12 protein-coding genes are annotated in these 15,178 nt (G+C 39.4%); 2 read left to right on the forward strand and 10 right to left on the reverse strand.

Annotated features, from left to right (window positions below; genetic code table 11):
* Nucleotides 1–173 precede the first annotated feature (173 nt).
* The 5 genes from CXF79_RS05610 to CXF79_RS05630 form a co-directional block, all read right to left on the reverse strand.
* Entirely contained in the window at nt 174–2,345 is a 2,172-nt protein-coding gene (locus CXF79_RS05610; RefSeq protein ID WP_101154278.1) for a prolyl oligopeptidase family serine peptidase, read from the reverse strand.
* 357 nt (nt 2,346–2,702) lie between these two features.
* Nucleotides 2,703–5,090 (reverse strand): fatty acid cis/trans isomerase, encoded by a 2,388-nt coding sequence (locus CXF79_RS05615; protein ID WP_101154279.1) that lies wholly within the window; start codon nt 5,088–5,090, stop codon nt 2,703–2,705.
* A gap of 377 nt (nt 5,091–5,467) precedes the next feature.
* On the reverse strand, nt 5,468–5,884 hold the full coding sequence (locus CXF79_RS05620) for a VOC family protein (RefSeq protein WP_011040963.1): 417 nt from the start codon (nt 5,882–5,884) through the stop codon (nt 5,468–5,470).
* A 55-nt stretch (nt 5,885–5,939) separates the two neighbouring features.
* Complete coding sequence (locus CXF79_RS05625; RefSeq protein WP_011040964.1) at nt 5,940–6,350, reverse strand: VOC family protein; 411 nt, start codon at nt 6,348–6,350, stop codon at nt 5,940–5,942.
* Nucleotides 6,351–6,414: 64 nt separating this feature from the next.
* Nucleotides 6,415–7,047: an NAD(P)H-dependent oxidoreductase gene (locus tag CXF79_RS05630; RefSeq protein WP_101154280.1), complete on the reverse strand. Its 633-nt coding sequence runs from the start codon at nt 7,045–7,047 to the stop codon at nt 6,415–6,417.
* Between the two features lie 442 nt (nt 7,048–7,489).
* Between CXF79_RS05630 and CXF79_RS05635 the strand changes: the two genes are divergently transcribed.
* Both CXF79_RS05635 and CXF79_RS23490 read left to right on the forward strand, forming a co-directional pair.
* Nucleotides 7,490–8,107: a helix-turn-helix transcriptional regulator gene (locus CXF79_RS05635; protein ID WP_011040966.1), complete on the forward strand. Its 618-nt coding sequence runs from the start codon at nt 7,490–7,492 to the stop codon at nt 8,105–8,107.
* Nucleotides 8,108–8,231: 124 nt separating this feature from the next.
* Complete coding sequence (locus CXF79_RS23490; protein WP_198560041.1) at nt 8,232–8,390, forward strand: hypothetical protein; 159 nt, start codon at nt 8,232–8,234, stop codon at nt 8,388–8,390.
* A gap of 120 nt (nt 8,391–8,510) precedes the next feature.
* Here the strand turns inward: CXF79_RS23490 and nrdD are convergent, their stop codons facing one another.
* The 5 genes from nrdD to CXF79_RS05660 form a co-directional block, all read right to left on the reverse strand.
* Nucleotides 8,511–10,292 (reverse strand): anaerobic ribonucleoside-triphosphate reductase, encoded by a 1,782-nt coding sequence (gene nrdD / locus CXF79_RS05640; protein WP_101154281.1) that lies wholly within the window; start codon nt 10,290–10,292, stop codon nt 8,511–8,513.
* Nucleotides 10,279–10,899, reverse strand: coding sequence for an anaerobic ribonucleoside-triphosphate reductase activating protein (nrdG, locus tag CXF79_RS05645; protein WP_101154282.1), 621 nt, complete (start codon nt 10,897–10,899; stop codon nt 10,279–10,281). The genes nrdD and nrdG overlap by 14 nt, the downstream gene beginning before the upstream one ends.
* Before the next feature lie 240 nt (nt 10,900–11,139).
* Nucleotides 11,140–12,108 carry a DMT family transporter gene (locus CXF79_RS05650; RefSeq protein ID WP_101154283.1) on the reverse strand — a complete coding sequence of 323 codons (969 nt, stop codon included), beginning with the start codon at nt 12,106–12,108 and terminating at the stop codon, nt 11,140–11,142.
* 71 nt (nt 12,109–12,179) lie between these two features.
* A complete protein-coding gene (locus CXF79_RS05655; RefSeq protein ID WP_011040970.1) occupies nt 12,180–13,592 on the reverse strand; it encodes an NAD(P)/FAD-dependent oxidoreductase in 1,413 nt (470 codons plus the stop codon).
* 56 nt (nt 13,593–13,648) lie between these two features.
* Entirely contained in the window at nt 13,649–15,124 is a 1,476-nt protein-coding gene (locus CXF79_RS05660) for an aldehyde dehydrogenase family protein (protein ID WP_101154284.1), read from the reverse strand.
* Nucleotides 15,125–15,178: the final 54 nt, after the last annotated feature.

Raw genomic sequence — 15,178 nt, forward strand, 5'->3', positions numbered from 1 at the left:
CTTCGCCACCACAACCACCACAACAACCCATAAATTACTCCAGATAGTTAAAAAATGTAAATAGAATTCATTAGAACTTGTTGAAATAGTACCTGAGTAATTTACTCAAGTACTTGATCGAGATCAGCTTTTTCCAATAACATCCAAAATAACTAGCGCGTTATTTCGCTATTTTACTTCGGTAATGCAGTAAAACCCATGTTAAACAAGGTAAAGGCATAGATGTCAGCGTACTGTTCAATAGTTTTAGAAACAGGCGTACCTGCGCCGTGACCTGCATTGGTTTCAATACGAATTAATGTAGGCGCGTTACCTGCTTGTTTAGCTTGTAATTCAGCAGCAAACTTAAATGAATGTGCTGGCACAACACGGTCATCATGATCACCGGTAGTGACCATAGTCGCAGGATAACTTACACCGGCTTTAACATTATGAACAGGTGAATAACCTTTTAAGTAAGTGAACATTTCTTCACTTTGCTCAGCCGTACCGTAGTCGTACGCCCAGCCTGCACCAGCAGTGAAGGTATGGTATCTAAGCATATCTAATACACCAACAGCGGGTAAGGCAACTTGCATAAGATCAGGACGCTGAGTCATAACAGCACCTACTAATAAACCACCGTTAGAACCGCCATTAATCGCCAAGTAGTCGCTAGAAGTATAATCTTGCTTAATTAAGTATTCACCGGCAGCAATAAAGTCATCAAAAACATTTTGTTTATCTAATTGAGTGCCGGCTTTGTGCCATGTTTTACCGTATTCACCGCCACCACGTAAGTTAGCAACAGCATAAATACCGCCTTGTTCTAGCCATACTGCACGTGAAACACTAAATCGTGGGGTTAAGCTAATATTGAAGCCGCCGTAACCATACAAAATAGTTGGATTTTTACCATTAAGCTCAATACCCTTTTTATAGGTAATGATCATAGGTACTTTTGTGCCATCTTTTGAAGGATAGAATACTTGCTTTGATTCATAAGCATCGCTATCGAATTTAGCGCCAGATTTACGGTAAACGTCACTATTACCTTTATCTATGTTGTAGCTATAGATAGTACCTGGCGTTTTGTAGTTGCTAAATGAGTAATATAAAGTACTTTCGTCTTTATCGCCTTCTAAGGCAGAAGCACTACCAACACCTGGCAAGTTGATTTCACGTACTTGCTTACCTTGATAATCATATTGATAAACTTTAGAAATGGCATCAACCATATACTCAGTAAAGAAGAAACCACCACCCGTTGAAGCGCTTAAAACATAATCTGTTTCAGCAATAAAATCAGTCCAGTTTTTACTGGCTGGTGCTTTAGCATTTACCGTGACTATTTTCTTATTTGGTGCACCTAAGTTAGTGACTAAAAATAATTTATCGCCTTCATTTTCAATGACGTAGGTATCAGCATCAAAGTTATCAGTAATGGTGAGTAATGGGCTATTTGGTTTGGTTAAATCTTTCAGGTAAAGATCGTTACCTGACGTTGAAATTGCACCTGAAATAAGTAAGAAGCGATTATCATCGGTAACGGTACCACCAACATAACGACGCTTTTGTTCAGCGGTATTACCAAAAATAACTTTATCTTCTTTTTGTGGCTGACCTAATACATGGTAATAAAGTTTATGTTGGTCAGTCTTAGCCGACAATTCACTACCTTCTGGTTTGTCATAACTTGAGTAATAAAACCCTTCATTTTTAAACCAAGAAATATCTGAGAATTTAACATCAATCAGAGGAGTCTCTAGTACTTTTTTGGTTTCTACATCAATAATGATGATTTTACGCCAATCACTTCCACCTTCAGAAATAGCATAAGCGGCAATAGAGCCATCTTTTGAGAAGCTTAACTGTCCCATTGAGGTGGTGCCATCTTCACTAAAGGTGTTTGGATCTAAAAACAATTCAGCAGTGCCGCCCTCTTTTTGACGATAAACGACATATTGGTTTTGCAGACCATCATTTTTGTAAAAATAGGAATAATCACCCTTTTTAAAAGGTGCGCCTATTTTTTCGTAGTTCCATAATTCAGCTAAACGAGACTTAAGTTGTCCACGGTATGGAATTTGTGACAAGTAATCGAATGTCACTTTGTTTTCTGCCTTAACCCAAGCGCCTGTTTCTTCACTGCGATCATCTTCTAACCATCGGTATGGGTCTGCAACATCAGTACCAAAAAAGGTATCAACCACGTCACCTTTTTTTGTCACAGGATAACTGATTTTTTGTGTCTGTTTTTGTGCCGCAGCAACTTTATCTGATGTTTGCTCAACACTGTTACCAGTACAACCGGCTAATACGCTAGTGACCAAGATACTGGTCAAGAAAAGGCTTTGTTTCTTCATTTGAGTCTCGCTTGTTGAAGTGACTATTATGTTAGTGAATTCATATGGAATGTTACTAAGAATTCACATTTATTTTACAAATCGTTCTGCAGTGTATCAGAAGAGGGTTTAGCAAGACTATGGCTTACCTCATTGAGTATTGAGGTAAGCGGCAGTATTTTGTTACAGGGTATATACCAATTGTACTAATTGACTTCTCATCTTCAAATGGTCTCAATCTACAATTTCCGCGTTGCGTTCAATCCCAATAGCCAGCTATTGCTCAATCACGCGCCTTGAACTTGAAAATTTATCCTCATTGAATTTTGACTACTAAATTAATTCAAATGGTATTACTAATGGGTTTTAGACCACAAGTTAACGATTTTCCAAGCGATTAAAATCAAGTAAACCCGCCGATTTGGGTTGATTGGTTTTATACCAAGCGTGTAATTCATCGGCAAAGGTCCAGAACTTAGGATTTGTGCGGCGAATGGCAAATTGGTCTTTAAGTTTACGGTAATCTTGTTCGGTTTTTATCGCGTTTAAGTTACTAACAAACTCACTGAGCTGCGCTTGTTCTACTTTGAAAAAGGCATTGGGATAAGTGCCTACGACACCACGTAAAATGGCTAAATTATCTTCTTTAGGTAGGCGACGATTCTCTTCAGAAAACAAATGGGCAACATTACTGTGTGCGGAGTTATTGATCAAACTATAGACTTGGTTGTCATCGCCATTTGATACCATCACATAACTCACTTGTGGTAACAGAGCAACGCTCTCATTAGGTAACTGACTTAAGTTAGCTATGATTTTGTCGGCACTGCTTTGTGCTAATGAAGAAAGGTTAAACTGGCTAACATTGGTATTTTTGGTGTGCTGTCCAACCAATTGAAATAGCTCTTCTTGATGCTTATTGCTTTGATAGTTAATACCTGTTTCTGGTAACTGATAAAAGCCGTCTGAGAAAATATAATCTTTAATGTCGTCACTGGTCTCACGGTACCAATACTCATGTATTGCCTTACGTTCATCTTTAGGTAAAAAACTAATGAAATTACTTTCTGCTTCCATCCGTAAAAAATCCATATATAAACGTGTTTTTAATTGATGACTAACATTGCCATAAACATCAAAACCAGCCACTAGTAAATAATGAATTCGTTCTAATAAAGGGTAGCTAATTAGCCAAGCTGTTTTAGGCGTAGGACCGACAAAACCCTGTAATACAGAAGCACTGTCAAAGTGTCTGAAGACGGTTAGGCTGGCGTTGGGGTTTCCTTTGCCTGACCAAATCAAATCAAGGTTTAGCTGATTAGGCTGTAAGTTAAGCCCTTCAACATAAGCTAATTTGTTTTTTACGTATTCTTGCTGGCTTTTAGCATATTGTCGCCAGTAAAGTAATGATAGGGATTTATCACTGGTGCCAGCCGGTAATTGTAATAACTCTGTATTGGCTTTAATGAATTGTTCGCTAGGGTAATGATCAAAATTATCAGGACTGAGGAAAAATACCCAAAAGTTATCTTCAATCACATTTAGCGCAATTTGACCACGACAAACAGGGCCTTTGATAAAGTTCATAATAGAGAACTGCGCTTGGTCTAATAAAAACTGATAGCGTGCTTTATCTGGGATCGCCTGAAAGGTTTTAAAGGGATTAGAGGCGTTTGCTAATTGGTAATCAGGCAAGGTAGTTACTGGGTAATCAGCTTGATAGAAAAGTTCTGAAATACGCGCCAATTTAGTTTCACCAAACGGGTAGGGCATATGGCGCTTGGCAATAATGGTGTCGTTGTGCTTAATTAATCGATAGAACACTTGCGGTTTATCGACAATGGCATCAGTGCTGCCATCAGCATAAGGGGAGTCAAAGGGACGACGAGTAGTAATCACCGCTACTTTTTCACCACTAGGGCTGCTTGAACGAACAAGTTTAAAGTAACTAGATTGTGCTTTATCGAAGTATAAATTGGCTAAATATAAGTGTTCAAATAAATAACGGGCAATCAACTGTTCTTTAGCAGAGCTGCCATTAAGTAACTTTTCCCAGCGGTTGATCATTTGTTGTTCTTTAGTATTGGGAGGCACCGAATCTGGCATGATCGCACCACGGGCTATCCAATCAGTTAATTGATCATGCTCAGTTGTTGAGAGTGCCGGTAGCGCATAAGGCATACCACCAAGAGGGTACTTATCCTTATATTGCGCAAACTCTTCTATTGTTGGGCATTGTTGACTTCTATCGAGTGCGACATCAAAACTCTCATTAAGTATTGGCTCACTGGGTAAAGGATGTTGCTTTTTGAGTTGTAACATTTGATAGAACAAGCTGGACTGAGTATTGGCTTGCTCTGTTTGCTGGCGCTCATTAAGTACTGGGAAATAGCCTTGTTGGCGAAGTGGCTCTAAGTTATCTCGTTTCAGTTCAGTTAATTTTGTAATGCTTGCACTAATATTTGCAGTAAGTAAGCGCTCACCATTATAAACCATTGCTTTATTAGCACCACGCTCAATACCTGCGCGACTTTCCATTTTCAACTGGCAAGGGGCATCGTAACAGCCGTGACAAACAACACAGCGGTTTTCAATAATTGGTTGTATCTGTCTATTAAAATGAATGGCTTCTGCTGTAGTCGCTTTAACTTGAACTAATCTATTTTCAACATTGCTTGGACCATAAAGCTTGTCGAATTCCATAACCCCTAAAGTGGCACAGCCCGAGAGAAATAGAAAAATAAATAGCCATTGAAACTTAACCATGAGAGTCCTTAAATTGGGAGATAGCCCGCTAAGTTTAAGCTATGTTGATGAATACTGTAAAGTTATCTCAGCCAGTATTCGTCAACATTGAAGCGATTTATCGTTGTTCATTAGGGTCTGTTGATCTTTAAGTTTGTAACTCTGTTGCACTTGAAAAAGATGGCAATCGAGGCGCTTCATTCAATATTTGGTTGTTCCAAATGCGAATGAAGCAACAAAGAGGGACACTTTTTCAAGGCAACCCGGAGGGCTATGGCTAATTTTCAACCTAACAGTGTTGAAAATCATTAAAGTAGAGTGACTACATAGCACTCTTTTCGCCTTGTTAACTTAAAAATTAGCCTATAGCAGAGGCTAAAATGAAAGATCAACAGCCCCTAATATCGATTTCTTAGCTCAGGCAAGTCGGTATGGTATTGAACAAACTCCACTTCGTAACCATCAGCATCAAGAAAATAGATATTCTCTCTATATTTGTCAGGCGTACCGTCTTTATGAATTGCAAAGCCTGCTTTTTCTATACGCGCTATAGTGCCTTTTAGATCGCTGGTAACATAAGCAAAATGCGCTAAACCTACTTGATGACCCGCTAAATCTCTATTGTCACCGACGCCATTATCAGCAAAGGCTATATATTGATAATCATCACCAAAATGTAACCAGTTTCTTGGTTTTCCAGACCATTCACCTTTATCGCCGCCGCGTACATGCCAGTGTGGAAAAGCCGCACGGTAAAATTGTAAGCTTTTTTCTATGTCTTTAACGACTAAATTAATGTGTTCTAAAGTAATCATAAGTGCTCTCCTGTACGTTTTAACAACGTATCTATCATTAGTAGTGTAGTCTTTTTTACTCTTGGTATTTTTTCTCAACTCGCCAAGGGGGATTTAAGCGATTCTCTCCAGCCCAATAGAGTTTTATTTTGTTGCCGCTAGGGTCCGTTAATATCGCTTCACGCCATAAGTAAGATTGCGAAATGGGCAATTGTTCAAATTCAATACCACGGCTTTGGACCGTTGCTACCCATTCATCCAATTTTTCATGCTCAAAATAGATGGTTGTGCCAGAGCTCAGTTTATTTTGTGTATTACTTAATGAGTCTGTCTCAGCTAAGCTTAATGAAAAAGTAGCGCCCTCATCTGGGCATGCGAACCGTGCATAATGGGGTGTATCTACAATGTGTAAAAAACCTAAACGACGGTAAAATTCAGTACTTTCGTCCATATTAAGAACGGTAAGGGTGACTTGATTTAAATTCATAATATCTCCTCGTTAATTTGATCTTGTTCTGTGCAATCTAGTTCAATTCATTTTGTTGGTGAGCTTACATGCCGTATTGATATAAGTGTTCATTGTCATACGTGCTGACTTGCAGGGTTTCACGTAAAGATTTCATCGCTTGGCTGTAATGCAATAAGGTATGCAAACTATAACCAATACGATGACGAATACGTTTATCACGACGAGCTATAGCAATACTTTGCTGAAGGTTGGTCTCATTGACTGTATTTAGAATCTCTTCAACATTTCGAATAATAAGGTGGTCGGGTATAGCGACTAATTTGTTATTTGAAAAAGCATTCATTCTTAATTCTGCAATGGGATAAGCACCGCTAATTCCATTAACGACAGAGACCAACAACACGGGTTTGTGACCAATATCTGCAGCGTCAGACATCATTAATAAATTTTTCAATAATGGCGAAGCGGTTCCGCCCCATTCTGGAGTAATAAGAATTAATGCATCCATTGTTTGCAATTGAGTATTGATGGCTAACCAGTCACTATTATCATTTTGCTTGCTACTCTCTTCGCCGTCCCATAGGGGTAATCGCTGTTTACACAATTCAATATGGCTCGTTTTACGAAATTTATTACTGCTGTTAGTCAGGTATTTAGCGACCTTTGCACTTTGTGATTCGATTCGTTGACTGGCACTGATAATAAGTAAATTCATAATAATTCTCGTCGTTTTCTTTAGTAAAGCGTTTTATTTATTAAGTAAAGTAAACGCTTTACTTAATAAGGTCAAGTTAAATATAAACAAAAAACTTTACTAAATATTGTGCTAAGCGATGAAACTATGGTAAAAATGCTTAATAATAATGATATATACCCGTTATCGTTCAAGATGCAGGTTTCAGAGTTCTTGACCAATCTCAATTCAAGACGCTGTGGTGAAATAATGGTTGTTCCATTATAAGTCACAGCAACGATGTAGTGATGTTGCTCAAGCACTTCTTTGATGGGTTTAAAATCACTTTATACGGCGTTAAATAATAAAATCATAGAATGACTATGCTTAAATTATTTGCCTTATCAAAAGTTGTTTTAATTCCCACTGAAATCCTGCACTTTGATTGGTAATGGGTATATCCCTTCTTCCTGCCGGAGATCTAATGAAAACACATGAAAAAATAATTCAGTTATTAAAGACCCAAGGGCCTTTAACAGCAAAAATACTGGCAAGTGAATTGGGTCTCACTACTATGGGGATCCGTCAACATGTACAAGGACTGGAAGATTCGGGTGATGTGGTTTTTAAGGATGAAAAAGCTGCTCGAGGCAGACCTACCAGATATTGGTCATTAACTGATAAAGGCAACAGCCGCTTTGCTGATCGTCATGATGAATTAACTGTGCAGTTACTTGATTCAGTTATTACACTCTTTGGTGATGACGGTATGGAAAAGTTAATCAGTCACCGAGAAGAAACGGCGATGACAAATTATACCTTAGCGTTAGCCGATCGTTATGGTGTGCAAGAAAAACTGCAAACCTTAGCAAAATTACGTAGCGATGAAGGTTATATGGCAAGCGTTGAAGAGCATGATGGCATTTTTTGGTTAATGGAAAATCATTGCCCAATTTGTGCTGCAGCAAGTAAATGTTTGAGTTTTTGTCGTTCAGAATTGCAAATGTTTCAAACGCTAATGAATGATATTGCCGTAGTGAGTCGAGAAGAGCATATTATTGATGGAGCAAGGCGTTGCGCTTATAAAGTCATACCTGTTTAGTAGCAATAAACCTTGTCGCCGTAAATTCAATGAATTTGTCAAAAGTACGAAATAATGGGAGTTATACCAAGTACATTAATTAATTGACCACTTAGCGAGAATTAAAAGGCTTAGAGGCAAAGCATTGATTGAAGATAATGGTTATTCAGGAGAATATGCTCCTGCATTCTCTAATAAACTGCATCCATGCAGCGTCCTTGTCGATATTAATAACGACACATATAAGCCTTTTAAACTCGCCCTTTGGGAGTTTGTTAGCGAGCCAATAACTGCTCAAAATTAAAGAAATATAGAATAACTATGTTTAAGTAATTTTGCTTGTTCTAAGCTCACTAATATAACTCTAAGTTGATCAATTTATTAGTGTAATTGGTATTATTTCGTACTTAAAAAACTCTGCTTATTAAGCACTTTCAGTATGATAGTGACGTAGGGCATGTTCTTTTTGGCGTCCCTGACTAAAGGCAGTAACACGCTTTAAATAGCCAATAACACGCGTTCCGTGATCGATGTTTTCACTTCCGCAACTTGAACAGAGATGTAAAGTGCGCTTATCTATTTTGTCACACTCATTACAAATCGTAATCTTCACATTGATGCAGAAATAATTACACCCGGTAGCAGCCGCTACATTGAAGAGTTTCAGGTAAGCATCAGTAGAAAGCGACTCATCTAAATTTAAATGCAGAGCCGAACCTCCATCAAGGTATTGCGTCATTTCTTGACCGTGCATCACAAACTTATCGATATGGTTAGTTTCTTCGTCTTCAACGACATAAAAATAAGAGTTATAACACTCGCGGCTTACTTGGTAGCCATCTTTCTTATCCCATTTAGCATTTTTAATACCGAGGTTTTCAGCAGGCACGAACTCGGTATTAAACATATAGCCAAATTCTTTCTTAGCGGCTTGGTTCGCTTGGTAAATTACTTTTAAGTGTGTACTAACAAATTGCTTATATTCTTCATTATTGCCGACTTTAATTTGGGCAAACTCAGCCGCTTCAGCCATACCATTAATACCTATGGTAAGAAATTGCTTATCAAGTGAAATAAACCCAGCGTCGTAAACGGATAATGCGCCTTGCGCTTGATACTCTTCCATCAATTTTCGATACGCAACTTGGTATTTTTGTATTTTTTCTATTTCTATTTTTAAGTCTCGACCGTCTTGCACTAAACGATTCATGTTAACAGTAATTACATTAATTGAGCCTGTGGCGACACCACCAGCACCTAAGGTATAAGAAAAAGTATTGTCAGAAATTTCATTACGTAATCGACAGCATGAGGCTAGTGAATCGGCACTGTCAGATAAGTAGATAAAAAAGGAATTGCCCTCAGCTTTTTGTTGAGCGAGTTTACGAGCAAAATCTAGGTCTTTACACTGGCCATTTTCAGTGAGCATTGCCGCGGTAACTACAGGGAAGGTAAGTACTGCTTGTTCACGCTCCTTATTGATCCAGCCGAGGAAAAACTGTTGTAGCTGGTCAACGGTCTGCCAATTAGGTTTACTAAAATCAGGGAAAACAAATTCGCCAAACATTGAAGCAAAGTAATGTTGATCAAATAATGAAATGTTCCAAAATACACTCTGGTATCCACGAGCCGCCGCTGGTTGATTGATAGCATAAACCACATGTTGTAAGTGATTTTCTATCTCAGATTTATGCGTACTTAGATAATCATTACCGTATTCAAGGCGAGCAAAGTAATCAAAATAGGTGAGAAACTCAACAGTCGCAACCGCACCAGCAAATTGTGCTGAAATAGCAAAAATAAGGTTCACAAAAGAGCCACAGAAAGATTCTAAATGCTTAGGTGCTTTAGACTCACCGCCTAGCTTAGTTAAACCGTCTAATAAAAAGGGGTACATGCTAATTGAGGTGCAATATGGCTTTAAACTAGTCTCATCGTGCACGTAAATTTCATGATCTTCAATTTGGCGCAAATACTCTTTGGCCAAGTCAGCATCAAAAGTATCACGTATTTTGTCATGCACTAACGCGCGATTAATTTGCACAAAACAATCTTTTAATAACTCAGCTTCTAACGTCGCAATGTTTTTATGACTGACGTTGGCATTGGCATCCATTTTTGAGCCGTCTGCTGCATTTTTTGCTGAAAAATATTGTTTGATAAAATCTTTTTTATTGGTGATTTGTTCTTCGTTAAGCCGCAACATTGTTAGCTCCTTGAGTAAATTGATAAGGTTCGAAAGTACTAACCTTAAAAGCACTAATCTCGAGAGAATTAGTCTTAAAAGAGTTAGTTTCTAAAATAGTAGTTTGGGAATGACTAGCATCGACGGTATTAACCTTGAAGGTATTCACATCGATAGCTTTGTTAAATAAATGGTTTAACTTTTTACCTGAAATGACATCACGAAAAACTTGATTGGTTGTCGGGCTATCCAGGCCACCTAAGGTTTCATGCCAAGCACCGGTTTTTAAAAAGTTAAGGTGCTGAGAAATAATGATATTAATATGTTTTTCGCCCGAATAGAGGCAAGTTTTAAGGCCATGGTTTTTAGCGATTAATAACTTTTCGATTAAAGCGTTAGGCTGCCATTCACCACCAAAAAACACCACACAGCTAATTAAGCCTTGATACTTCTTAAGCCATTGGGTGAAGCTTGTATTGCTCAGAGGTATACCATTGTCTTCATGCCATAACTCAGTACTGTGGCAGCCTTTGCAGCCGACCTTACAGCCGGTAATACTAAAGCACAGACTAATTTCATTAGGCACTTCTTGGAAGACAACACTCGGAGTAATACAGTTAAAATTCATGCTTAACCTATATATAGATGTTATTTTTTTAATAAGCACAATATATAGTATTTTAGGGTGGGGCTTTGTTGATTTAGATCACAATAACTTGTGGTAATAAATATTTAAGCACAATATGTAGTGCTTATTTTTAACTGTAGATCAATATATAGTGGTTGATGTGGAGAATGGTAGTGCCGAGCGAGTGAATGGGCATGAATAATAGTGATTTCAGTACCCATTTTCTGATTGTAGATTTTTCTATTTCAGTGCAGCTGTCTGATCAAGCGGTCTGAGTTCTGGCTGTTTTTTCCGATCTCCTAACTCTGAAACAAGCATTCCAGCAAGAATTAATCCAGCACCGATCATGCCTTTTTCACCAAGCACTTCGTCCAAAAATACCCAAGCGGCAATGCAAGCGAAGACAGGCTCTGCAGCAAAGATAAGCGCTACTTTATGAGGTTTTAGTAATGTCTGACTTACTGATTGAGCCCAGAAAGCATAAGCGGTTCCCAAGATCCCTGATACTAAAATGGCAAATACCATCAAAGGGGTAAACAGTTGTTGATGCCAACTAACGGGCTCGGCATCCTGATAATAAAAAACAGGGTCAGGACCAATGAATATAGCTATTGTACTGTAAATAGAGACTGCAAAAATTTGTACAATACTTAATGGGATGATGGGTAAGTTATCGACGAAGCGGTCAGTCATAATGATATGGCCAGCAAAACCAAAGGCGCAGATCAACACCAGAATATCACCTTTATTAAATACTAACTTGTCTCCTATGGTTAACATATAGAGACCCGCTGTTGCGGTAACAACGCCTATCCATACTGACTTAGGAACAACATTTCGAAAGATTAAAAAACCTAATACAGGAACAAGAGGCACACACAGACCGGTAATAAAACCAGCATTAGTCACTGTGGTAAAACGCATTCCTTCAGTCTGAGTATAAAAACCAATAAAGAGGAAAAAGCCCAGTAACATACCTGACCTTATTAAGAGGACATAATCGATAGGCTTAGAGTTACCTTTGTTTTTCTTTTGCACAAACCAAAGCAGAGGTAACATCGACAGTGTCGCCACAGCAAAGCGAATAGCATTGAAAGTATTCGTTGGCATCACTTCAATCGCAAGATCAATTGGGACAAACTCTACCCCCCAAATAAAGCAGACGATAAGTAGCAAGATAGTTGCAATGCGAGGTGAGGTAACTGTCATAGATAAGCTCTTTTTGCTCCTTATTTAGGAGCAGATAAATTGAGGACCGTATATTAAACAAAAATAGCTACTTAACAAGTAAAGCCTAGGTTAAGCATATCTAAAAGTTTAAGCCATAACCCACGTTTCCCGCCATTAGCATCAGCTTTTTCTAGCGCCTTATGAGTCAGATATACGCCAATCCAACGAAGTGGCTCTGGTGCCCATGGTATTGGTTTTTTCTTTACAAATTGCATGTCGAGAATTTCACTTGGCTTATAGCCCAATAGTTCGATACCTATTCTGGCACCAAATCGAGAAGCGCCAACCCCCAAACCGGTGTAACCGATAGCCCATGCAACGCGTCCATCATAAGCAACGCCTGGCACCACACAAAAACGAGTAGAAGTTGCAATAATACCGCTCCAGCGATGGGTGAATTTAATCCCTTTAAGTTGAGGAAATGTTTCAAAGAATTCTTCAGACAATTGCGCAAAGCGTTCAGGAATGTCGGCATAACTCTGATCTATGCCGTTGTTAAAGTAATAACGCACAGCGCCGCCGCCGCCCCAAGTAATACGATTATCTTTAGTGAAACGATAATAGTGGAACATGTTGGCATGATTAGAGAGCGCATGACGTGACTTATGCCAGCCAATTGAATCTAACTGTTCTTGGCTTAATGGTTGAGTTGCTATTTGGTAATCCCATACCGGAATAATTGACCGGCGTGCTTGACCTATGGGGTTACGGTAGGCATTGGTTGCCATCAATACTTTATCGCTGATAATCTTGACGTCAGAGCAGGTGACTTCCATTTTATCTTGGCCCAGTTTTTTAAGGCTTGTCAGTGGTGTTTCTTCATAAATACGTACGCCAAGCTCCAGAATTACGCGCTTTAATCCCCAACACAAACGGGCAGGGTCGACTACGCCATCTTGTCCTCCGCGATACCATAAACCCGCTAAATAGGTAGGTGAATTGACCTGCGCCTGCATTTCTTCTTGGTTAAACCAGACAACATCTTCGCCTTGGGCTTTTTCAGACTCGTAGGTAGCACGCAGTGCATCTACTGATGCTTGGTCAGTTGCGACAGACGTTTCACCAACTTTTTCATAACGGGCATCAATATTATAGTGTTCAAGTGTCTCAATAAATTCTTTTAGATTTTGTTGTCCCAATTGATGCAGTTTATCTGCCTCGCCAGGAAATTGATGATCGGTATTGGTTTCTCCATGCGCTAAACTTGAACTTAAAAAACCACCGTTTCGCCCTGAAGCACCGTCAGATATTGTCGTTTTCTCGATCAAGATAATGTCGGCATCGGGCTGGCGCTCTTTTGCTTGAAGGGCGCCCCATAAACCAGTAAAACCACCACCAACAATTAATAGCTCGCAGCTCGTATCTGCTGACAAGGCGGGCAAAGTTTCTGGTCGGATATCCTGATCATGCCAAAGGGGACAATATTTCGAATCTTTTAATGCATCAAGGTGCTGTTTCATCATTCACTCTCATAAGAATTTTGTTATATTTTAGAGTCTGTACTTCACATTATTTGGTATTATTTGATATACCAGCCCCAAGGCTCACTACTGTCAAAGCGGGTAATTTGTTTGGTTTCAAGGTAGTTGTTTAATCCCCATTGACCGAGCTCTCTACCTATACCTGATTGTTTATAGCCACCCCATGGCGCTTCAACAAAGGTAGGTTGTGAACAGTTAACCCAAACAATTCCGGCACGAAAGGCTCTAGAAACGCGGTCACAACGATCTTCATCTTTAGACATTACTGCTGCTGCGAGTCCAAAACGTGAATCATTGGCTAAACGGATAGCTTCGCTTTCAGACTGAAATGGCTTGATACAGACAACTGGTCCAAAGATTTCTTCGTTCCAGACCCAGCTATTTTCATCAATATCGGTCAATATTGTTGGTTCAAGATAATAGCCGACATCTAACCCTGGTGGTCGCTGACCGCCAGTCGCTATTGTGGCTCCATCGCTAACGCCACGCTCAATTGCAGCTAGTACCTTTTTGTATTGATCGCTATTAACAAGTGGTCCCAATAACACTCCATCTTGATCTCCTGGGCCGATAGTGATTTTTTTAGTTTCTTCAACCAAACGTTCAAGTAAAGCGGGGTATATTTCTTCTGCGACTAAAACACGCGAGGTAGCTGAACAGACTTGACCCTGGTTCCAGAAAATACCGAACATGATCCATTCTACGGCTTTTTCAATATCACTATCTTCAAAAATAACAAAAGGCGACTTTCCACCAAGCTCGAGGCTGATATTTTTGATATCTCTGGCGGCCGTAGCCATAATTTTTGACCCTGTAGGTATCGAACCAGTAAAGGCTAACTTATCAACGTCAGGATGTTCTACTAAAGCCTGCCCGGCATCTTTACCTAAACCAGTCACTATGTTTAACACACCAGCAGGTAGCTTTGCTTCATCAGCAATCTCTGCCAGCGCTAACGCTGTGAGCGGCGTTATTTCTGAGGGTTTTAGGATGATGGAACAACCTGCCGCCAATGCTGGAGCAACTTTCCATGCAGCCATCAGCATGGGGAAATTCCAAGGAATGATAGCTCCCGCTACGCCAAGCGGCTCTTTTATTGCTTTTGAACTAAAGCCCAGCTCTGGTAATTCAATGACTTGCTCCGATGTATTATCAAGTTGTTCGGCTAAACCGGCATAAAATTCAAAGGTAGCGGCAGTATCCTCAATATCCCATTTGGCTTCAGGATAGGGTTTGCCATTATCGAGTACTTCCAGCTTTGCTAACTCATCTAAACGTCTGATAATAATAGCCGCAATTTTTCTCAAATATACTGCGCGTTCAGCGCCACTTAAACGAGGCCATGGTCCTTGATCGAATGCTGTTCGAGCCGCTTTCACAGCGGCATCAATATCAACGCTGTTACCTGCTGGAATTTCAGCAATAACTGCTTCAGTGGCAGGGTTAATCACCGAAAATGTTTCACTCGTAGCCGGTGAAACCCATGTTCCATTGATATAATGTTTATTATTCATTGTTGATATACACCTTGATGGCTAAATATTTTAAATATGTGATCAGTCCGGTTG

It is taken from the genome of Colwellia sp. Bg11-28, assembly GCF_002836245.1.
GTDB lineage: Bacteria > Pseudomonadota > Gammaproteobacteria > Enterobacterales > Alteromonadaceae > Colwellia > Colwellia psychrerythraea_A.

What these genes read in the sequence shown, in the direction of transcription:
- CXF79_RS05610 (WP_101154278.1), bottom strand. Translation starts at nt 2,345, where the DNA reads ATGAAGAAACAAAGCCTTTTCTTGACCAGTATCTTGGTCACTAGCGTA.
- CXF79_RS05615 (WP_101154279.1), bottom strand. Translation starts at nt 5,090, where the DNA reads ATGGTTAAGTTTCAATGGCTATTTATTTTTCTATTTCTCTCGGGCTGT.
- CXF79_RS05620 (WP_011040963.1), bottom strand. Translation starts at nt 5,884, where the DNA reads ATGATTACTTTAGAACACATTAATTTAGTCGTTAAAGACATAGAAAAA.
- CXF79_RS05625 (WP_011040964.1), bottom strand. Translation starts at nt 6,350, where the DNA reads ATGAATTTAAATCAAGTCACCCTTACCGTTCTTAATATGGACGAAAGT.
- CXF79_RS05630 (WP_101154280.1), bottom strand. Translation starts at nt 7,047, where the DNA reads ATGAATTTACTTATTATCAGTGCCAGTCAACGAATCGAATCACAAAGT.
- CXF79_RS05635 (WP_011040966.1), top strand. Translation starts at nt 7,490, where the DNA reads ATGAAAACACATGAAAAAATAATTCAGTTATTAAAGACCCAAGGGCCT.
- nrdD (WP_101154281.1), bottom strand. Translation starts at nt 10,292, where the DNA reads ATGTTGCGGCTTAACGAAGAACAAATCACCAATAAAAAAGATTTTATC.
- nrdG (WP_101154282.1), bottom strand. Translation starts at nt 10,899, where the DNA reads ATGAATTTTAACTGTATTACTCCGAGTGTTGTCTTCCAAGAAGTGCCT.
- CXF79_RS05650 (WP_101154283.1), bottom strand. Translation starts at nt 12,108, where the DNA reads ATGACAGTTACCTCACCTCGCATTGCAACTATCTTGCTACTTATCGTC.
- CXF79_RS05655 (WP_011040970.1), bottom strand. Translation starts at nt 13,592, where the DNA reads ATGATGAAACAGCACCTTGATGCATTAAAAGATTCGAAATATTGTCCC.
- CXF79_RS05660 (WP_101154284.1), bottom strand. Translation starts at nt 15,124, where the DNA reads ATGAATAATAAACATTATATCAATGGAACATGGGTTTCACCGGCTACG.